General features: G+C 57.0%; 18 protein-coding genes. 4 read left to right on the top strand and 14 right to left on the bottom strand.

Features of this window, described 5'->3' with window-relative positions; translation table 11 throughout:
• Positions 1–45: 45 nt before the first annotated feature.
• Together ribD and nrdR are read right to left on the bottom strand one after the other, a co-directional pair.
• Complete coding sequence (gene ribD / locus C1N69_RS04790) at positions 46–1,149, bottom strand: bifunctional diaminohydroxyphosphoribosylaminopyrimidine deaminase/5-amino-6-(5-phosphoribosylamino)uracil reductase RibD (RefSeq protein WP_047957873.1); 1,104 nt, start codon at positions 1,147–1,149, stop codon at positions 46–48.
• A 4-nt stretch (positions 1,150–1,153) separates the two neighbouring features.
• Positions 1,154–1,603 (bottom strand): transcriptional regulator NrdR, encoded by a 450-nt coding sequence (gene nrdR, locus C1N69_RS04785; protein WP_025756196.1) that lies wholly within the window; start codon positions 1,601–1,603, stop codon positions 1,154–1,156.
• A gap of 152 nt (positions 1,604–1,755) precedes the next feature.
• On the opposite strand from nrdR, the gene C1N69_RS04780 reads away from it, so the two are divergent.
• Together C1N69_RS04780 and C1N69_RS04775 are read left to right on the top strand one after the other, a co-directional pair.
• A complete protein-coding gene (locus tag C1N69_RS04780; protein WP_155030768.1) occupies positions 1,756–2,295 on the top strand; it encodes a SadB/YajI family lipoprotein in 540 nt (179 codons plus the stop codon).
• Positions 2,296–2,563: 268 nt separating this feature from the next.
• Positions 2,564–3,448 (top strand): nucleoside-specific channel-forming protein Tsx, encoded by an 885-nt coding sequence (locus C1N69_RS04775; protein ID WP_025756198.1) that lies wholly within the window; start codon positions 2,564–2,566, stop codon positions 3,446–3,448.
• 110 nt (positions 3,449–3,558) lie between these two features.
• Here the strand turns inward: C1N69_RS04775 and C1N69_RS04770 are convergent, their stop codons facing one another.
• The 7 genes from C1N69_RS04770 to queA all read right to left on the bottom strand — a co-directional run bounded on the left by C1N69_RS04770 (position 3,559) and on the right by queA (position 10,227).
• Positions 3,559–4,239: a helix-turn-helix transcriptional regulator gene (locus C1N69_RS04770; protein ID WP_025756199.1), complete on the bottom strand. Its 681-nt coding sequence runs from the start codon at positions 4,237–4,239 to the stop codon at positions 3,559–3,561.
• 14 nt (positions 4,240–4,253) lie between these two features.
• On the bottom strand, positions 4,254–4,619 hold the full coding sequence (locus tag C1N69_RS04765) for a VOC family protein (protein ID WP_025756200.1): 366 nt from the start codon (positions 4,617–4,619) through the stop codon (positions 4,254–4,256).
• 142 nt (positions 4,620–4,761) lie between these two features.
• The gene (secF, locus tag C1N69_RS04760; RefSeq protein ID WP_047957871.1) at positions 4,762–5,733 is read right to left on the bottom strand and encodes a protein translocase subunit SecF; all 972 of its coding nucleotides are present in this window, start codon (positions 5,731–5,733) and stop codon (positions 4,762–4,764) included.
• A gap of 10 nt (positions 5,734–5,743) precedes the next feature.
• Positions 5,744–7,591 (bottom strand): protein translocase subunit SecD, encoded by a 1,848-nt coding sequence (secD, locus tag C1N69_RS04755; RefSeq protein WP_155030767.1) that lies wholly within the window; start codon positions 7,589–7,591, stop codon positions 5,744–5,746.
• A 27-nt stretch (positions 7,592–7,618) separates the two neighbouring features.
• Complete coding sequence (yajC, locus tag C1N69_RS04750) at positions 7,619–7,951, bottom strand: preprotein translocase subunit YajC (protein WP_000007630.1); 333 nt, start codon at positions 7,949–7,951, stop codon at positions 7,619–7,621.
• A gap of 22 nt (positions 7,952–7,973) precedes the next feature.
• Positions 7,974–9,101, bottom strand: coding sequence for a tRNA guanosine(34) transglycosylase Tgt (gene tgt, locus C1N69_RS04745; protein ID WP_025756203.1), 1,128 nt, complete (start codon positions 9,099–9,101; stop codon positions 7,974–7,976).
• A 55-nt stretch (positions 9,102–9,156) separates the two neighbouring features.
• On the bottom strand, positions 9,157–10,227 hold the full coding sequence (gene queA / locus C1N69_RS04740) for a tRNA preQ1(34) S-adenosylmethionine ribosyltransferase-isomerase QueA (RefSeq protein WP_059385587.1): 1,071 nt from the start codon (positions 10,225–10,227) through the stop codon (positions 9,157–9,159).
• A gap of 92 nt (positions 10,228–10,319) precedes the next feature.
• On the opposite strand from queA, the gene acpH reads away from it, so the two are divergent.
• Positions 10,320–10,901, top strand: a complete 582-nt coding sequence (acpH, locus tag C1N69_RS04735; RefSeq protein ID WP_025756205.1) for an ACP phosphodiesterase — start codon at positions 10,320–10,322, stop codon at positions 10,899–10,901.
• Positions 10,902–11,028: 127 nt separating this feature from the next.
• Positions 11,029–11,631, top strand: coding sequence for a peroxiredoxin (locus tag C1N69_RS04730; protein ID WP_008503347.1), 603 nt, complete (start codon positions 11,029–11,031; stop codon positions 11,629–11,631).
• Positions 11,632–11,673: 42 nt separating this feature from the next.
• Here C1N69_RS04730 and C1N69_RS04725 read toward each other — a convergent pair whose 3' ends face one another.
• The 5 genes from C1N69_RS04725 to brnQ form a co-directional block, all read right to left on the bottom strand.
• Complete coding sequence (locus C1N69_RS04725; protein ID WP_155030766.1) at positions 11,674–13,059, bottom strand: DUF3999 domain-containing protein; 1,386 nt, start codon at positions 13,057–13,059, stop codon at positions 11,674–11,676.
• The gene (locus tag C1N69_RS04720; protein WP_155030765.1) at positions 13,056–15,671 is read right to left on the bottom strand and encodes a DUF2339 domain-containing protein; all 2,616 of its coding nucleotides are present in this window, start codon (positions 15,669–15,671) and stop codon (positions 13,056–13,058) included. The genes C1N69_RS04725 and C1N69_RS04720 overlap by 4 nt, the downstream gene beginning before the upstream one ends.
• 91 nt (positions 15,672–15,762) lie before the next feature.
• On the bottom strand, positions 15,763–17,580 hold the full coding sequence (gene malZ, locus C1N69_RS04715; protein WP_095451587.1) for a maltodextrin glucosidase: 1,818 nt from the start codon (positions 17,578–17,580) through the stop codon (positions 15,763–15,765).
• Between the two features lie 163 nt (positions 17,581–17,743).
• A complete protein-coding gene (gene proY / locus C1N69_RS04710) occupies positions 17,744–19,117 on the bottom strand; it encodes a proline-specific permease ProY (protein ID WP_045285210.1) in 1,374 nt (457 codons plus the stop codon).
• An 80-nt stretch (positions 19,118–19,197) separates the two neighbouring features.
• On the bottom strand, positions 19,198–20,517 hold the full coding sequence (gene brnQ / locus C1N69_RS04705; RefSeq protein WP_025756208.1) for a branched-chain amino acid transporter carrier protein BrnQ: 1,320 nt from the start codon (positions 20,515–20,517) through the stop codon (positions 19,198–19,200).
• Positions 20,518–20,571: the final 54 nt, after the last annotated feature.

Here is a 20,571-nt window from a genome sequence, read left to right as displayed (position 1 = left end):
TTTTATCATAATACTTTGCGCACTGCTTCCCTATTTCGGGAGCAATTACGCTGTCGTTAAGTGGAGGCAGACATCCGGGCCCACCGGACGAATCTCGCTGAATTTCAGTTGTGGTGCATCAGCCAGTTTTTCAAGGCCGGGCAGCACAAACAGGCCACGCGCGTCGCTGCCCAACAGTTTAGGCGCCACGTAAACAATCAGCTCATCCACCAGCCCGGCCTGGAGCAGCGCGCCGGCCAGCGTCGGACCCGCTTCCACCCAGATGCTGTTCACCTGCTGCTTACCGAGCAGCATCATCAGCACCACGAGATCCAGACGTCCGTTGTGCTCCGGCACCCTGATACTGCGCACGCCTTCCGGCCATTCGCGCGTATCGTCTTTAGTGCGCGCAAACCAGGTTTCACCCGGCTGCTGGACAATGCGGTGCTCTGGCGTTACACGGTTCTGACTATCAATCACAATACGCAGCGGCTGGCGCAGGTTCTCCTGCGGATAGAGCGCCTGGGTATCGGCATTCAATTCGTCCCAGCGCACGGTCAGCGCCGGATCGTCAGCCAGAACGGTTTCACTGCTGGTGAGGATAGCATGGCTTTGCGCACGCAGACGTTGCACATCGCGCCTTGCCTGCGGCGAAGTGACCCACTGGCTTTCACCGTTTGCCATCGCCGTGCGTCCATCCAGCGAGGCGCCCAGCTTAAGCTGAATATACGGGAACCCGGTGCGCATGCGCTTCAGGAAACCTTTATTAAGCGCCTCTGCGTCCTGCATCATCAGGCCGTGGCTGACGTCAATCCCTTCCTGCTGCAGGCGATACAGACCCCGTCCCGCCACCTGCGGATTCGGGTCCTGCATTGAGGCGACCACGCGTGCAACACCTGCGGCAATCAGCGCGTCACAGCACGGCGGCGTACGCCCGTGATGGCTGCAGGGCTCTAGCGTAACGTAGGCTGTGGCGCCGCGCGCCTTCTCGCCGGCCATGCGCAGGGCATGAACCTCAGCATGGGGCTCACCCGCGCGGTAGTGAAAACCTTCCCCCACGATCTCGCCATCGTTAACGATAACGCACCCGACATTCGGGTTAGGGTGGGTGGTAAAACGACCACGCTGCGCCAGTTTCATGGCGCGCGCCATGTACATCTCATCCTGCATGGACTTAATCCTGTAAGCGGGCGATCTCTTCGCCAAACTCTTTGATATCTTCGAAACTGCGATAAACAGAGGCGAAGCGGATATAGGCGACCTTATCGAGCTTTTTCAGCTGTTCCATCACCAGATTACCGATCATCTTGCTGGGCACTTCACGCTCGCCCAAACCACGAAGGTAAGATTTTATGTGGTTTAACGCCATTTCAACGTCATCCGCACTGACGGGCCGTTTTTCCAGGGCCTTCAGCATCCCGCTACGCAATTTCTCTTCGTTGAAGGGTTCACGCACGTCGTTAGTTTTTACCACGCGCGGCATGACCAGCTCTGCCACCTCAAAGGTCGTGAAACGCTCGTTACACACCAGACACTGCCGACGACGGCGTACGGATGATCCTTCGCCCACAAGACGAGAGTCGATGACTTTGGTATCCACAGCGGAGCAAAATGGGCAATGCATACGGTATCCCTGTTATCTGGTTAACTGATTTTCATTTTACCCTGATCTGGCCTGACAACAAAGGAAGAGCTTTTTGAGATAAAGGATCTATGTCTGACGCCACAATGCTGGCTACCATTAGGGCGATCCGTTATTTCAAGGAAATAAACGCAATGACAAGACGTTACCTGAAAATATTGCTGGTGGGGAGCCTCTTCACCCTTAGCGCCTGTGCACAGCAAACCGAAGTCCGTCAGATGAAACAGAGCGTGAATACGCTTAATACCGCGGTGGACAAACTGAACAAAGAAACGGTGAAGTTCACCCAGCAAAATGCGCTGAATGCCAAATCCAGCAGCGGGGTTTATCTGCTGCCGGGCGCGAATACCCCTGCGCGACTTAACAGCCAGGTTGGCACGCTAAAAATGTCTCTGGTGAATGTGGCGGCGAATGCAGATGGTACTCGCGCAACATTACGCATCCAGGGAGAATCCAACGATCCGCTGCCGGCCTTCAGCGGCACCGTCGAGTGGGGCCAGATCCAGGGCACCACGGAGAACTACCAGGAAGTGAATGTCAGAAATCAGCTTTTCACGGCACCCGCCAGCGTGCTGGCTCCGAGCGATGTTGACATTCCGCTGCAGCTCACCGGACTCACCCCGGCTCAGTTAGGTTTTATCCGCATTCACGATATCCAACCCGCCGCGCAATAACCCCTTCTTCTCGCGGAGTGCAATGTCACTCCGCTAACATTTACATTTCGTATGGATTGGCAACATAAATGATTGCCGCTACAATCCCGCCCGTTTAAAGTACGCAAACGTGAACGCAATCGATTACGTGTATGAGAGATATGTGAAACAACACATATTTTTGTGAGCAGGGATTCCTATAATAGGCACCGCAGAAACACGAAATATTTAGAAACGCAATTCGCGCATTTTTCACTCCCGGAAGGGAATTTCAATCAGTGGCATGATTATGAAAAAAACATTACTCGCAGCTGGCGCCGTGCTGGCACTGTCCTCTTCTTTCACTGTTAACGCAGCGGAAAACGATAAACCACAATACCTCTCCGACTGGTGGCACCAGAGCGTTAACGTGGTCGGCAGCTACCACACCCGCTTCGGACCACAGATCCGTAACGATACCTACCTGGAATACGAAGCGTTCGCCAAGAAAGACTGGTTTGATTTCTACGGTTATATGGATGCACCTGTCTTCTTCGGTGGTAACACCGACGCGAAAGGTATCTGGAACCACGGTTCCCCACTGTTCATGGAGATCGAACCGCGCTTCTCTATTGATAAGCTGACCGGTACCAGCCTGGCGTTTGGTCCGTTCAAAGAGTGGTATTTCGCGAACAACTATATTTACGACATGGGCCGTAACAAGTCCGGTCGCCAGAGCACCTGGTACATGGGTCTGGGTACGGACATCGACACCGGTCTGCCAATGAGCCTGTCTCTGAACGTGTACGCGAAATATCAGTGGCAGAACTACGGTGCCGCGAACGAAAACGAGTGGGATGGCTACCGTTTCAAAGTGAAATACTTTGTGCCAATTACTCAGCTGTGGGGCGGCAACCTGAGCTATATCGGCTTCACCAACTTTGACTGGGGTTCAGATCTGGGCGACAACGACTTCCGCGACCTGAACGGTAAGAAAGCGCGCACCAACGACTCCATCGCGTCCAGCCACATCCTGGCGCTGAACTACGATCACTGGCACTACTCTGTTGTGGCACGTTACTGGCACAACGGTGGTCAGTGGAACGACGATGCCAGCCTGAACTTCGGCAACGGCGACTTCAGCGTTCGTTCTACCGGTTGGGGTGGTTACCTGGTGGTGGGTTACAACTTCTAATCGTATGATTGTTGCCGGGTGGCGGCTACGCCTTACCCGGCCTACAAAACCTGTAGGCCCGTGCAAGCGCAGCGCCGCCGGGCAAAAAAGCCAGCTCAAGGGCTGGCTTATTACTGCTTCACCTTCCGTAAAAAATCCGCCAACGACCTGTCCGCACTCTCGCTAAAGCGCCTCTCCGTCTGCGCAATATTGAGACATCTGTCGAGCCGAAAACAGCGATAGTCCTCGCGCCGTTCGCACCACGCTGCCAGCAGCCAGCGCTCGCCCCAAAAGAACAACCCCAGCGGCTGAACCTCACGTTTAGAGAGCTGTCCGGCTTCATCACGGTAATGCAACGCCAGCACGCGCTGGGCGGAAATCGCCTGATGGATCCTGTCAAAATCGCTGCGGGAGTGGCTTTGCATGCAAAAATCCGGGGCGTAGATCCGCGTCTGCTCCGCCTTTCGACGACTCTCCTCGGGCAGGATCGCGAGCACTTTCTCCTGAGCCGACTCCAGCTCGCGCGAGAGCGACTCCCCGCCCCAGGTTTTGAGCAGGCGAATCGCGACAATCAACGCCTCAGACTCCTTGTTTGTCAGCATCAGCGGCGGCAGGTCAAAACCCGACATCAGCCGGTATCCGCTCCCTGCCTCGCCTTCCACCGGCACGCCAGAAAGCGACAGGTCGCGAATATCGCGGTAGACGGTGCGTTCGGACACGCCAAGTCGGTCCGCCAGATGCGCTGCCGTTGTCAGACGCCTGCCCCGCAGGATCTGCACTATCTGGAACAAACGGTCAGCGCGTCGGGTCATAGGTTCGTTAACTCTCAGGCAGGTTGATGGAGGCCGACGCGATTACCTTCGCTGTCGGTAAACAACGCGATAGTGCCAATACCATGCGGCAGTTCCAGTGGCCCAAACACGCACTCGCCGCCAGCAGAGGCAACGCGATCGAGCGTGGCCGCCAGATTGTCGGTATGCAGATAGATAATAGCGCCTTCATGAGACGGTACAATGCCCTCAAATTTTGCCAGCGCCCCGCCGGTAGCCGGATCCTCATGGGGGAAAACGGCCAGTTCAGCACAGTCCATTTTCTCGCGTTTTAACGACACCTGCATCACGGGCTCATAAAAACTCATCGCGCGATCCATATCCGTGACCGGGATTTCAAACCAGTTAATCACACTTCTCATACATCCTCCTGACGGTTGTTTGGGTTCGAAAAGAGTCTACGACAGGGCTCCTGACAGCATACTGTCAGGAGTGTTTGTCAGGAGCAGATAAAAAAAATCCCGGTCAACAGACCGGGATTTCGATAACGCGCTAAACGTCGGCTTACGGCAGAATCGACGGCTGATCCGCCCCTTCTTTCTCGACTTTCTGCTGGAGCAGGTGCTCGCGCTTCATGCCGAGTTTCAGCGCCAGTGCGGACGCAACGTAGATAGACGACGCCGTACCGATGGTGACACCAATCAGCATGGTCAGCGAGAAGCCTTCCAGTACCGGGCCACCGAACAGGAACAGCATCAGGATCACCATCAGGGTAGTACCGGATGTGATCAAGGTACGGTGCAGCGTCTGGGTCAACGACACGTTAAAGATTTCGTACGGCGTACCGCGACGGATCTTACGGAAGTTTTCACGGATACGGTCAGATACCACGATACTGTCGTTCAGTGAGTAACCGATAACGGACATCAGGGATGCCACAATCGTCAGGTCAATCTCAATGTGGAACAGAGACAGTATCCCCATGGTGATCACCACGTCGTGCGCCAGAGCGATAACCACACCGGCCGCCAGTCGCCACTCAAAGCGGAAACCGACGTAGACCAGGATGGAAATCAGCGCCACCAGCAGCGCCATGGCCCCGGTTTGCGCCAGGTCAGCACCCACGCTTGGGCCGACGAACTCAATACGTTTGACCGCCGCATTCTGGCTGGTTGTTTCGTTAATCACGCTCACAACCTTGCTGCCCAGCTCCTGGCTGCCGTTGGCATCGTGCACCGGCGGCATACGCACCATGATGTCGCGGCTGCTGCCGAAGTTCTGCAGCAGTGGCTCTTCAAAGCCCGCCTTCTGCAGAGACAGGCGCATCTCGTCCATATCGACCGGTTTTTCCAGGGAGATCTCAATGACCGTCCCCCCGGTGAAATCAAGCCCCCAGTTAAAGCCTTTCACGCCCATAATGACGATGGACAGGATCAGCAGGAAACCTGAAATGCCGAAGGCCCAGTAGTCCCAGCGCATAAAGTCCCAGACTTTACGGCCGTGGTTCAATTGTTCAACAGTATATTCCTGTGCCACAACGCACTCCTCAGATAGACAGCTTTTTGACGCGCTTGCCGCCGTACAGCAGGTTCACGATGGCACGGGTGCCGACAATAGCGGTAAACATTGACGTTGCGACACCGATACCGGTTGTAATCGCAAAGCCTTTGATCGCGCCAGTACCCACTGCATACAGGATAAGAACCTTAATCAGTGTTGTTACGTTCGCATCGAAGATGGAGCTGAACGCGCCTTTGTAGCCTTCGTCAATCGCCTGCTGAACAGAGCGACCGTTGCTCAACTCTTCTTTGATACGTTCGTTAATCAGTACGTTGGCGTCGACCGCCACCGCAAGGGTCAGAACGATACCCGCAATCCCCGGCATGGTCAGCGTCGCCCCTGGCAGCAGGGACATAATGCCGATGATCAGCACCAGGTTAGCGATCAGTGCGCTGGTCGCAATCAGACCAAACTTCTTGTAGAAGAAGATCATGAAGAGGATAGAGACCACCAGACCGGCCAGACACGCTTCCAGACCCTGCTGGATGTTTTGCATCCCAAGCGTTGGACCAATGGTACGTTCTTCAACAATCTGAATTGGCGCAATCAGCGCACCGGCACGCAGCAGCAGAGAGAGCTGACGCGCTTCGTTCGGGTTGTTAATACCGGTAATACGGAAGCTGTTACCCAGACGAGACTGGATGTTGGCGATGTTAATCACCTCTTCTTCTTTCACCAGTACCGCACGGCCGTTTGCATCTTTCTTACCGCTGTCTTTGTACTCCACGAACAGGGTCGCCATCGGCTTGCCGATATTGTCCTTGGTGAAGTTAGACATGATGTTACCACCCGCACTATCCAGCGAGATGTTAACCTGCGGCTGGTTGTATTCGTCCTGGCTGGAAGTGGAGTCGGTGATATGGTCACCGGTCAGGATCACGCGTTTGTACAGCACCACCGGCTGACCTTCGCGAGTCTGTTTCACTTCCGAGTCACCCGGAATACGGCCAGAAGCGGCAGCAGACAGGTCAACGTTGGTATTCACCAGACGGAATTCCAGCGTTGCGGTCGCACCCAGAATCTCTTTCGCACGCGCGGTGTCCTGAATACCCGGCAGTTCAACCACGATACGGTCAGCACCCTGACGCTGTACCAGCGGCTCAGCGACGCCCAGCTGGTTTACACGGTTACGCAGAATATTGATGTTCTGCTGAACGGCATATTCACGCGCTTCTTTCAGTCGGGCATCGGTCATCACCGCACGCAGCTGATTACTGCCCTGAGAGGTGATCACCAGGTCACGGTGACGTTGCGTCAGGTAATCTACAGCCTGATCGCGCGCCGCGCTGTCGCGGAACGTGATGCTCATACCGTAGTTATCTTCTTTACGCACGGTGGTGTAAGCGATGCCTTTTTCACGCAGATCGCTGCGCAGGCTATCGATATTTTGTTCCTGCAGTTTGCCAAGCGCGGTATCAATATCCACTTCCATCAGGAAGTGAACGCCGCCACGCAGGTCAAGACCGAGTTTCATTGGCTCAGCGCTCAGCGCAGCCAGCCAACGCGGGGTTGCAGGAGCAAGGTTAAGCGCCACGACGTATTTATCACCCAGCACGCCCATCAGCGCTTCACGAGCGCGGAGCTGCGTGTCGGTGGTGTCGAAGCGAGCAAGAATTGCACCCTCTTCCAGAGCCACAGACTTAGCGGTAATTTTTTCTTCTTGTAACGTTTTCTGGACCTGGATCAGCGTTTGCTCACTGGCGGCGACACCGCGCGCGCCAGTGATTTGAACAGCCGGATCCTCACCATACAGGTTGGGAAGTGCGTACAGCAGGCCGACGAGAATCACGACGACCAGCATGATGTACTTCCACAAAGGATAACGGTTTAACACGGCAGTTCCCTTTGGGAAAAGTTGGGATTACAGCGCCTTCATGGTGCCTTTCGGCAGAACGGCAGCTACGAAGTCACGTTTGATGACCACTTCAGTGGTGTCGTTCAGGGCGATAGCAATGTAGCCGCTTTCAGCCACTTTCGTTACACGACCGACCAGACCACCGTTGGTCAGTACTTCATCGCCTTTCGCGATGGAGTCCATCAGCTTTTTGTGCTCTTTGGTACGCTTCTGCTGTGGGCGCAGGATCATGAAGTAGAAGATCAGACCGAACACAACCAGCATCAGAATCAGAGACATCGGGCTGCCCTGCGCCGGAGCACCTGTTGCCGCTACCGCATCAGAAATAAAAAAGCTCATTCAAATTCCCTCATTATTAATATTAATCAACGTTCAAAGGTGGAACGGTTCGACCCTGACGTTGGTAAAAATCGGTCACGAAGCTCTCTAATTTACCCTCTTCGATAGCCTTGCGTAAACCAGCCATTAAGCGCTGATAATAGCGAAGGTTATGAATGGTATTGAGACGCGCGCCCAAAATCTCATTGCAACGATCGAGATGATGCAGATACGCGCGAGAATAATGGCGACAGGTATAGCAATCGCACTCGGCGTCGAGCGGACTGGTGTCGCTTTTATGCTTCGCGTTACGGATTTTCACCACGCCATCGGTAACAAACAGATGACCGTTACGCGCGTTGCGGGTTGGCATGACGCAGTCGAACATATCGATGCCGCGACGCACGCCTTCAACCAGATCTTCTGGTTTACCCACGCCCATCAGGTAACGGGGTTTATCAGCCGGGATCTGCGGGCAGACATGTTCCAGAATGCGATGCATGTCTTCCTTCGGCTCACCGACAGCCAAACCGCCGACAGCGTAGCCATCAAAACCTATCTCTACCAGACCTTTAACAGAGATATCGCGTAAATCTTCGTAAACGCTGCCCTGGATAATGCCGAACAGTGCATTTTTGTTCTGCAGGGAGTCAAAACGATCGCGGCTACGCTTCGCCCAGCGCAGCGACATCTCCATTGAGCGCTTCGCGTAATCCCAGTCCGCCGGGTACGGCGTACATTCGTCGAAGATCATCACGATGTCAGAGCCGAGATCGTACTGAATCTCCATCGATTTTTCAGGATCGAGGAAAATCGGATCGCCGTTGATCGGGTTACGGAAGTGAACACCCTCTTCGGTGATCTTACGGATATCACCGAGGCTGAAGACCTGGAAGCCGCCGGAGTCGGTCAGGATGGGACCTTTCCACTGCATGAAATCATGCAGATCGCCGTGGAGCTTCATGATCTCCTGACCCGGGCGCAGCCACAGGTGGAAAGTATTGCCGAGGATAATCTGCGCGCCAGTGGCTTCCACCTCTTCCGGCGTCATCCCTTTGACGGTGCCGTAGGTGCCCACAGGCATAAACGCGGGGGTTTCCACCACGCCGCGATCAAACACCAGGCGGCCGCGACGCGCGCGGCCATCGGTGGTATCGAGTTCAAATTTCATTTTCTTTCCTCTGTGCCAGAAAAACAGTCCAACACATTATTCCGGTGCCGCGGACTTATTCCCCGACACGCTCATTCAAAGCCAGCGGATTGTACGTGATAAACATCGCGTCCCCGTAGCTAAAAAAGCGATATTTTTGTTCTACCGCAGACTTGTAGGCATTCATTGTATGCTGATAACCCGCAAACGCGGAGACCAGCATAATCAGCGTTGATTCAGGCAGATGGAAGTTGGTCACCAGCGCGTCAATCACTTTGTACTGATAGCCCGGGTAGATAAAGATCTGCGTATCGCCAAAGAACGGCTCGATAAGACCGTTTTTCGCCGCCTGTGCGGCACTCTCCAGTGAGCGCACCGAGGTCGTACCGACCGCAACGACACGGCTACCGCGCGCTTTCGCCGCCAGCACCGCATCCACCACATCCTGCGGCACTTCGGCATATTCAGAGTGCATAATGTGATCTTCGATGCTGTCCACGCGCACCGGCTGGAAGGTTCCCGCCCCGACGTGCAGCGTCACAAACGCCATCTCAACCCCTTTCGCGCGCAGTTTTTCCAGCAGGGGTTCATCAAAGTGCAGGCCCGCCGTCGGCGCCGCGACCGCGCCAGGCTTCTGGCTGTAGACGGTCTGGTACAGCTCGCGGTCGGCCTCTTCGTCCGGACGCTCAATGTACGGCGGCAGCGGCATGTGGCCGATGGCGTTCAGAATGTCGAGTACGGTGCGCTCGTCGTTAAACTCCACTTCGAACAGCGCGTCGTGTCGCGCGGTCATGGTCGCATTGATGCTTTCATCATCACCCAGCAACAGTTCCGTACCCGGCTTCGGCGCCTTAGACGCGCGAATATGTGCCAGAATACGTTTATCATCGAGCATACGTTCGACCAGCACTTCAATCTTGCCGCCGCTGGCTTTACGGCCAAACAGGCGCGCCGGGATCACGCGGGTATTGTTAAAGACCAGCAGATCGCCAGGGTTGAGCTTGTCGAGCAAATCGGTGAAAGTACCGTGCGTCAGCTCGCCCGTTGGCCCATCCAGTGACAGCAAACGACAGCTACTGCGCTCAGGCATGGGGTAGTGAGCAATCAGGGATTCAGGTAGTTCAAAGGAGAAATCGGCGACGCGCATGACGTATACTCGTGACTTAAAAACAGGCGGCATAGTCTAGTGCTCACACCCTTTTGCTGCAACAACTAGCCGCCCCCGGACAAATAAAACGCATGAATTTTCTCGCTCACCTGCATCTCGCTCACCTCGCTGACAGCTCCCTTTCCGGTAATTTGCTGGCCGATTTCGTGCGCGGCAACCCCGCCGAAAACTATTCCCCTGAGGTGGTCGACGGCATTTTTATGCATCGCCGCATCGACGTCCTGACGGATAACCTGCCGGAAGTGACCGAGGCCAAAGGGTGGTTTCGCCCCGAAACGCGCCGCGTCGCGCCGATCACGCTCGACGTGATGTGGGATCACTTCCTGTCGCGCCACTGGGGACAGCTGTCGCCGGAGATGCCATTGCCGGAGTTTGTACGCTACGCCCATCAGCAGGTGTCGATTATTCTGCCCGACTCGCCGCCGCGCTTTGTGAATCTCAATAACTATCTGTGGTCAGAACGCTGGCTGGAGCGCTACCGCGATATGGACTTCATTCAGAATGTGTTAAACGGCATGGCGAGCCGCCGCCCGCGGCTGGATGCCCTGCGCGACTCCTGGTATGACCTGGATGAACATTACGACGCGCTGGAAACGCGTTTCTGGCAATTTTACCCGCGCATGATGGCCCAGGCGAAAAGCAAACAGCTCTGACAGAATTCACATTGATAGGTAAAAGCTGGCGGAACGATTGTCACCACCTCTTTGTCTTATCCCTGAACACTCTCTATACTGGCTCGCGTTGCGTTCCAAATAACCTTAGTATCTACAGGAGAATCATATGGTTCTGGTAACTCGTCCGGCTCCGGATTTTACAGCTGCAGCAGTTCTGGGCAACGGTGAAATCGTTGAAAACTTCAACTTCAAACAGCACACCAACGGTAAAGCGACCGTTCTGTTCTTCTGGCCAATGGACTTCACTTTCGTTTGCCCGTCTGAACTGATCGCGTTCGACAAACGTTATGAAGAATTCCAGAAGCGTGGCGTGGAAGTGGTTGGCGTCTCCTTCGACTCTGAGTTTGTACACAACGCATGGCGTAACACCCCTGTCGACAAAGGCGGCATCGGTGCGGTGAAATACGCAATGGTTGCGGACATCAAACGCGAAATCCAGCAGGCTTACGGTATCGAACATCCGGACGCTGGCGTTGCACTGCGTGGTTCTTTCCTGATCGACGCAAACGGCATCGTGCGTCACCAGGTTGTGAACGATCTGCCGCTGGGTCGTAACATCGACGAAATGCTGCGTATGGTTGACGCGCTGCAGTTCCACGAAGAGCACGGTGAAGTGTGCCCGGCTCAGTGGGAAAAAGGAAAAGAAGGTATGGCTGCTTCTCCAGACGGCGTAGCAAAATACCTGTCCGAGAACGTATCCAGCCTGTAATCGGCACGGTTTACGAGAAGGCCCGCTAATGCGGGCCTTTTTTTATGCCTTACGCTGCGTCTCTCGCCAGATGCGCCAGGCCATGCCCGCCAGCAGAACGACACCCGCAATCAGCACGCCCCAGACCAGTAGCGTGTTCATCCTGCTCTCCCGCTCGGCCGCGGACGTGGCGGTTAAACGCCCCTCGCCGCCTAATGCGACATTATCCTGAATGTCAGCCTGCGGCAGATTTGCCAGATCATAGGTTTTGCGCAGGTCGGCAGGGATCAGCATGTCGGGCTCCACGCTGGCAGGCTTTGCTGCTCCGTTGCCCCAGGCGAGCACGTACGGCGCTTTCCCCTGCGCGTTGAACACGAGGTCATAGCGGTCGCGATGCCCCGTCACGACCGGCAGGTTTTCCGGCAGACGCGCATTCAGCGTCGTGATTTTCACCGCCTGGACCAGCCCGCCGTTGAGCGAAACCGGTGCCGATGTTTTCCCCTCCAGACGGTAAAGGACCTCTTTCTTCAGGGGATGCCATGTGTCTTTTTCCGTACTCCGCCAGGCGATTTCCACGGGAAGGACACCGTTACCATTCAGGGTGATACTGACCGCGCTCAGGGGCTGCGGATGTGTCCAGTGCCATTGCGCTTCGCTTGCCGATAACGGTTCCGCCTCGGCCTCCAGACTCATTTCTTCAGACATGGCCTGCGCCGGTGCGCTAATTGCGTTTACGCCGGTCAGTGTCAGACCCGGGTGTTCCGAATTCAGCACCATCAGCAGATAGCGGTTCGCATCGGGAGACAGCACCATGTCGGTATCGATCCGATCGAGCTTAAGACGATCCTGACCGCTGATGACATCCAGCAAGGGCATATCCTCACGCAGGCTAAACCAACGCTTAAGATCCTCGCTGTAATAGACCGACGCGGTTCCCTGCCACGGTGTCCGGGGAGCATTCCAGAGCAGCTGAAGCTGGGACAGGGCAATCTCCCCTGCGTTCTGCTCCGGCAGCGTCAGGAGGTAATGTTGCCCTGAGGCGGCCGTGTTTTGCCCTTCCAGCACAATCTCCACGCCGTTGCGGGAACGGAGCAGGACCTTATCGCTATCCCCGGCGTCTCGCGAAGGCGCAAGCGGCGACGCGTCCAGAGGGAAGAGGCGCAGCGCCGTGGATTGCGGGGTCGCCTGCGGACGCGTGGCGGTGACCAGGCTAAAAGGCACCGGCTCGCCCGACTGATTAAAGACGCGAACATCATGCAGTTCTGGTGACGTGCTCTGTTCATAAACGGCGAGCGGAAGCATGACCCGATACCACTGGGAAGGGGCAGACGTATCGAGTGAACGACCAAAGGCATAGTCCCGTGGCGATTCCGTTTGTCCCTCGTCGCAAAGCGCCGGGCCGCAAAGCGCCAGCAGCGCGGTACACACTACCGCATTCATCCATTTCATTTTTCATCTCCTGTTTTGGGCGGCAGCGGTGAGAAATACCCCACAATCAGCACCAGTATCGCCACGCCGATAAACGCCACCGCGCGCGACAGACCGCCTCCGCCCGCGCTGTCTACCAGCATCAGTTTAACCATCACCACACCGAGCAGCACGGCGCCGCAGAGCCACTCCAGCCGGGAAGCCCGACGGGTGGCATGGATCATGACCACCAGCGCGCTCAGCATCCAGAACAGGGCAAAGCTGGTCTGGATAAGCCGCGAATCCCACAGCGATGCCATATTCCAGGCCACGTCGCCGTACCAGGCCAGGGCGCGCATCAGCGCACCGTTAAGCCACCAGAAGCCAAACGCCATCAGCGCGACGGCAGGCCACGGGCGCGCTTGCGCAAGCAATGCCGGGTAGTAGCGATCCACCGCCCGATAAAAGACCACCAGCCCCAGCAGTGCGAACGCGGCACCTTCCTCAAGCGGATTCACCAGCGGCAGCCAGGTCTGACGATAGACCACACCGTCCTGGAAATTGGTCACGACCAGCAATACCAGCAGCGCCACGACCACAGGGATCGGTGCCAGGCAGGCATAAAGCGCAGGCCACTCCCGGAAGGGCCAAACGCGACGCCGTACCGCAGCCCGGAGTGCCATAATCAAACCGCCACCCGCGGCCATCGCCAGTCCACTGCCCCAGGCCGCCATCCCCCACGGCAGCGACCGGGCAAACCAGTAAAGCTCCGCCGCCAGCGCCAGTAAAATCATCCAGAACAGCGACAGATGCAGCCCCATCGCGATACGCGGCAGGAGCCTTTCACCGTCGCGCCACAGCATCATCAGCGCGGCAGGAAGCGCAACGCACCACGCCAGATTTGACCAGCCGGCGGCAAAGACCTGCTGATGCCAGAGCTGATAACCCACCATCAGCAGCATCAGCGGCCACAGCAGCCATTTGCTGGCATCCAGCTCCCGCCACGCCAGACGCACGGCGGCCTGCCGCCAGCCCCAGACCGACACGGCCGAGAGCGCCAGCACGCCTGCCAGAACAGATACTTCCTGCTTCAGCATTAGCTGCGCGGCCCCCAGCTGCGCCACTATCCAGAACAATAGCCCGCCTGCCAGCAGCGCCCAGCTGACCGGCAGCAAGAGAGTCCGCCACAGCCAGGCCGCAGCCAGCCAGCAAAGGCTGAGGATGGTGAAGATCAGCAGCAGGCTCAGCGACGTCACACCATTCGTTTGCGCCCACAGCGCGCTGCCAAGCGCCAGCACCAGTAGCGCCGTCCCGCTATAGCTCATGCGCCGCTGCTGCTGTTGTACGCCCAGCCAGAGGATGCCCAGCCCCTCCAGCGCCCAGGCCATTGCCGTCCAGCGCGCCGACAGCGCCAGCGGAATGGCGAGCGTGGCAAACCCGCCGCCGATTGCCAGCGCCGCCATAACCAGCGGCCGTCCGAGAGAGGGATAGCGCCGCAGGGCGAGGAACGCGAGGGCAAGATAAAAGGCGCCATATCCGAGGGCACTCAGTGCCGGGCCGTAGGTCCAGTGCTGCGTCATGCCATACTGCATGCCAAAACCAACCAGCGGCGGGGCAAACAGCAGGACACCGTCAATAATCTGCTTGCCTTTCTCCTGCGCCCGCAGCGACAGCGCCACGCTCAGCACGCCGAATATCAACGTGTTGGCAATCAGGAACAGCTGGCAGACCCAATAGTCTTCTGGCCTGTAGTCGTTCAGCCCCCACAGGCCGCCCACGCCGAACGTAAACAGCAGCCCGAGGAGATTGAGCTCGCGCCAGTGCTGCCAGATGCTAATCGCGAGAATGCCGATGGAAAGCAGGAGATAGAAAGAGAACAGCGCCACAAAGCTACCGCCCCCGGTAGACAACAGCAGCGGCGCAAGATAGCCACCGAGGCTTGCCAGCATGGCAAGGCTCAGCGCCTTCTGCAGCACTGCCAGCCCGACGCTCGCCGCGCAAATCACCACCAGCAATGCAAAGGCCAGCGTCATCGGCAACATTTGCCAGAGCCGGAAAGCGCCGAAGACGGTCAGATAGAGAATGCCTGTCGCGCCCCCCTGAAGGATCAGCGCATAGACGCGCTGTCTGTGCCGCAGCCGCCACCCGAGGGCCAGCAGGACGATAGCAAACAGCGCCGTCGCGGCCAGACGAAGCTCAAGCGGGAACAGGGAGTGCTCGACGGTATAGCGCAGCAGGAATGAAAGCCCAAGAAAGAGCAGCAGGATCCCCAGTTTCGCCAGCGGATTCCCCTGCATGAACCAGCGCACCAGCGACGACAGCATGCCGCCAAAGGCAGAAGGCTGTTTAGTCGCTCGCGCTGGGGGTGCAACGGGCGCTGCCGCAACGGCGGAACTCTCCGGGCGCCAGGGGTCGACAGGCGCGGGCGCGTCATCGACCACCGGTTCGGTCATGTCCGCCGGCGCAACGGCCTGTTCAGGCTCCGGTGCGTTCTCCGCCACGCCGCGCTGTTCAAGGGCCTCAATGCGCTGGCGAAGTCGGGCGATCTCCTGTTGTGCCGCCGAGCTTCGATTAAAGCCAATAACCGCAAGCACGGGCGCAACCACCAGCGCAAAAACCAGAAATAAACAGCCAAGGATGTAAAGCTCGTCCATGTTTCCACCTTCACCGTAAACGATCTGTTAAGATTGACACAACTCGTTGCATTTGCGCCATCTTAAAAGGTGAAAACCGTTCCGTTCGCGATTAACTGCCGAACCAGACCGTCGCGGAGATCGCCGAAAGCGAAAGCACGCCGTCCTGCAACGTCGCTTTACCCTCTTTGCTCTTCCACGTCTTATCTGCCAGCAGCGGTGAATATTCCAGCACCACTTCGCAGGCCTCACCCCGGTTAATCGCCACCAGCACGCGCTGCTGCTGATAAACCCGGACAAAGACCACCACGTTATCGTGAGCATACACCACCTGACAGCCGCCGTAGCGCAGGGCGAGACTCTGCTTGCGCAGCTTCGCCAGCCGCTGATACAGACTGAACAGTACCTTGTCCTGCTGCTCTGGCGCCCACGGGAACGTTTTGCGGCAGAACGGATCGTTGTTCCCGTCCAGCCCCACTTCGTCGCCATAGTAGATGCACGGTACGCCCGGCCAGGTGAAGAGCCAGGTGACCGCCAGCGGCAGACGCGCGACATCCTTGCCGAGCAGGGATTTAAAGCGCGCGGTATCATGGCTATCGAGCTGGTTAAACATCCGCAACTGCTGCTGATGGGACAGACCGGCACGATAGTTCTCCATCCACGCCATGCAGGTTTCCGCATCGATATGATTCGGATCGTAGGAGATGTCGGTGTTGGCGAGGAAACCCCACAACGGGAAGGTGAAGCCGCGGTAGTTCATCGCCGCGTCTTCCGCATCGGCCTGCAGCCACTGACGCGCGTCGCCAAAGTGTTCGCCAAACACAAACGCCTCAGGCTGGGCCGCTTTCGCCGAGCGCGTGATCCCGGCGACGTGCTGAAGGTTATTCCGCGCCCCGCCCGCCTCACCGAGCATATGCACCACGTCCAGACGCCAGCCGTCCATATTCCAGGGTGCCTTCAGCCAGTGACGGACGATACTGTTTTCACCGCCGTAAACTTCATCGATAAGAGAAGGCGACTGAAAATCCAGCTTCGGCAGGCTCGGGTAGCCCAGCCAGTCCAGCGCACGGCCCTCCTCGTTAAAGCTGTACCAGTCGCGCTGCGGCGAATCCGGGTTATGACATGCCCCGCCCATCGACTGATTATGGCGGTCAAACCAGGCGTGAGAATCGCCGCTGTGGTTGAATACCCCGTCGAGAATAAGGCGCATGCCTTCATTTTGCGTATTCTGACGCAGGCGCAGCAGCGCCTCATCACCGCCAAACTGCGGGTCAACGTGGCGATAATCTTCGGTATCGTATTTATGTACGCTCGGGGCTTTAAACACCGGGTTGAGATACAGCGCCGTTACGCCCAGTTTTTTCAGATACGGCAGCTTCTCGCTGATGCCGTCCAGATCGCCGCCGTAAAAAGTCGAGCCGCCAGCCTGCGCGGTTAACGGTTCATCCCACGCTTTCAGAATGATGTCATGGCCCGCTGCATGGTGGTAATAGACCTTATCCTGTTCGGCAGTTCGCTTCTGGCTGCGGGCAAAACGGTCCGGGAAGATCTGGTAAAAGACCTGATCGTTAACCCACTGCGGGCCGTTATCCGGGTAATCAACGGCAAACTGTTCCAGCCGTGCAGGCGGGAAACGGCTAAATCCCTGCGGGGTAAACCACAGCTGGCGGTTATTCCACAGCAGTTTGAAGCTGTAGCGACGGCGCGGCTGGCCGCTGCTCAGGTCGATATTCGCCCGCCACGCCGTGATCCCCGGCTGCGGCTGGCTGCGCTGTTTATGCATTTTCAGCGTGGTTTCTTCATTATCCACTTCGGCGCGGAGCGTCACGCGTTCAGGCTGGTTTTCCCCGGCCAGCCAGAGCGTAATCACAAGGTTGTCTTTGTTTTGCTTAACAAATGGGGCAACCGGAAGGTGCCAGGCATTTAACATCACGAATCCCCTTTGATGAAATTGACGTCACCTTGCCACAGGGTGGTTAAGGATAGCTCACCATGATGTGATTTATTGGGGGAGGAGGACGGGGGAGGAGTTTTTTTCGGGGGTAAAAGGGAGTGTAGGCCGGGTAAGCGCAGCGCCACCCGGCATTTTTACCTTACTGCGCTTCCGCCAGCTGGCGGTCGCGGCGGCACTTAAACATCCAGCCCACCAGCAGCAGCACGATCCACGCACAGCCGACGTAGAGAGAAATACGGGTATCCGGGTGGTAGCCAATCAGGCCAATGATAAACACCAGGAAGATCAGCCCGACGACGGTCGTTGCGACACCACCCGGAACTTTGAACTTCAGCGCTTTCGCCTCATCCGGCGAGAGACGACGGCGGAACGCAATCTGCGACAGCAGGATCATGATCCACACCCAGACGGTTGCGAAGGTCGCGAGAGACGCAATCACCAGGAAAACGTTCTCCGGCATGATGTAGTTCAGGTAAACCGAGAACAGCAGCGCAACGGTCATGACCACGACCGTTACCCACGGCGTGCCGCGACGTGAGGTTTTAGCGAACACCTTCGGCGCACTGCCCTGCTCCGCCATGCCGTGGAGCATACGGCCCACGCCAAAAACGTCACTGTTGATCGCGGAAAGTGAGGCGGTCAGCACCACAAAGTTCAGAATACTGGCCGCAAACGCGATGCCCATATGCTGGAAGGTCAGCACAAACGGGCTACCGTTAGTGCCCACCTGATTCCACGGGTAGATGGACATAATGACGAACAGCGTCCCCACATAGAACACCAGAATACGCATCGGCACGGAGTTGATGGCGCGTGGAATGGATTTCTCCGGGTTTTTTGCTTCCCCGGCGGTGATACCGATAATCTCGATACCGCCGTAAGCGAACATCACCATCTGCAACGACATCACCATGCCGAGCCAGCCGTTGCTGAAGAAGCCACCGTTGCTCCAGAGGTTATGGATACCGGTTGGCTGACCGCCGTTGCCAATCCCCCAGATGATGATACCGAAACCGGCCACAATCATGATGATGATGGTGGCGACTTTGAAGAAGGAGAACCAGAACTCCAGTTCGCCAAACACCTTCACGCTCATCAGGTTAACGGCACAGATGATCAGCACCACGCTCAGGACCCAAATCCAGTGCGGCACCGCCGGGAACCAGACGCCCATATAGATGCCAAACGCCGTTACGTCGGCGATCGCCACAATCAGGATTTCGAAACAGTAGGTCCAGCCGGTGATGAACCCGGCCAGCGGGCCGAGGTTTTCCTGCGCATAGCGCGAGAATGAGCTGGCGGACGGATTGTGAACAGACATTTCACCGAGGGCGCGCATGATGATATACGCCGCCACGCCGCCGATGATATAGGCCAGCAGAACGCTGGGACCGGCCATTTTGATGGCATCTGCCGAGCCATAAAAAAGACCGGTACCGATAGCAGAGCCCAGCGCCATAAAGCGAATGTGGCGCGTGCTCAGCCCACGTTTGAGTTTGTTAGTGCTTTCCATTTAAATCTTGCCATTCAACACGAAAAAACAAAAAACCACGGGGCCTTAAGCCCCGTGGTTAAACAGTTTGTTGCCGTTGATTAATGGGCGTTTGATGTCACCTGACGCCCTGCAGCACGGTCCCAGATAATCGCCAGCACCAGTGCAACAACGGTAGGCATCAGCCAGGCCAGGCCCTGCTCGGACAGCGGCAGACGCTGTGTCCAGGCTGGCAGTATTTGCGCAAACGCTGATGCTTTAATCCCGTCAAGGATACCAAAAATCAGGCTGATAAACATGGCTGGCGCAATAATTCGTGAGGAGTTATTCCACCACGGGCGAGTAAAGCTCAGCACCACCAGCACGATACACGGCGGGTAAATCGCTGTCAGCACCGGAATCGAGACCTGAATCAGGTGGCTCAGACCGAGGTTAGACACCGCCATGGAGAAGATACCGAGGATAAACACCAGGGTGCGGTAAGAGAGCGGCAGATACTGCGCGAAGAACTCTGCACAGGCGCAGGTCAGGCCAACCGCGGTCACCAGACACGCCAGGAAGATCAGCGCCGCCAGCAGCATACTGCCCGCGCCACCGAAGGTGTGCTGGACGTAAGCGTGCAGGATAGCCGCACCGTTCGCGTTCTGATCCACCAGCATGGCGCTGTCGGAGCCCAGACGGAACAGCGCCAGATACAGCAGCGTCAGGCCCACGCCAGCCATCAGGCCAGCCCAGATGGTATAGCGGGTCAGCAGGCGCGCTTCGGTCACACCGCGGGAACGTGCGGCATTAACGATAACGATACCAAACACCATCGCCCCCAGCGTATCCATCGTCAGATAGCCGTTCACAAAGCCGTTAGAGAACGCGGCGTTTTTGTAGGCGTCCATCGCGTCGCTGATCGGGCCTGCAGGCCAGACAACCGCCGCTACCGCCAGGACAATCAGCGCCACAATTTTCAGCGGTGCAAGGAAGTTACCTACGGTATCCAGCAGCTTGCCCGGATAGAGGGAAACCAGAATCACAATCGCGAAGTAAATCAGGCTGTAGATAAACAGCGGCATCGCGCCGTCACCGGTCAGGGGAGCAATCCCCACTTCGAAGGAAACGGTCGCCGTACGCGGGGTCGCAAACAGCGGACCAACAGCCAGATAGCAGACGGTTGCCAGCAGAACGCCCGCCACTTTGCCAATCGGGGTGCTGAGGCTATCCACACCGCCACCGACTTTCGCCAGCGCGATGACGGTCAGCACCGGCAGACCCACGGCAGTAATCAGGAAACCAAACGCAGCCGTCCAGACGTGTTCACCCGCCTGTAAGCCAACCATGGGAGGAAAAATGATGTTGCCTGCGCCAACGAACAGCGCAAATGTCATAAAGCCCAGCGCGATGATGTCACGCGATTTTAAGTGATGGGTCATAAAACCTTACTGCCTGTGGATGTGGTGTTGAAAACATTGAGATTTTCGTCTTCC

The sequence above is a fragment of the Enterobacter sichuanensis genome (assembly GCF_009036245.1).
Taxonomy (GTDB): Bacteria; Pseudomonadota; Gammaproteobacteria; order Enterobacterales; family Enterobacteriaceae; genus Enterobacter; species Enterobacter sichuanensis.
Note: the sequence above shows the minus strand (reverse complement) of the source record. Positions and strands in the feature narration are given on the sequence as shown.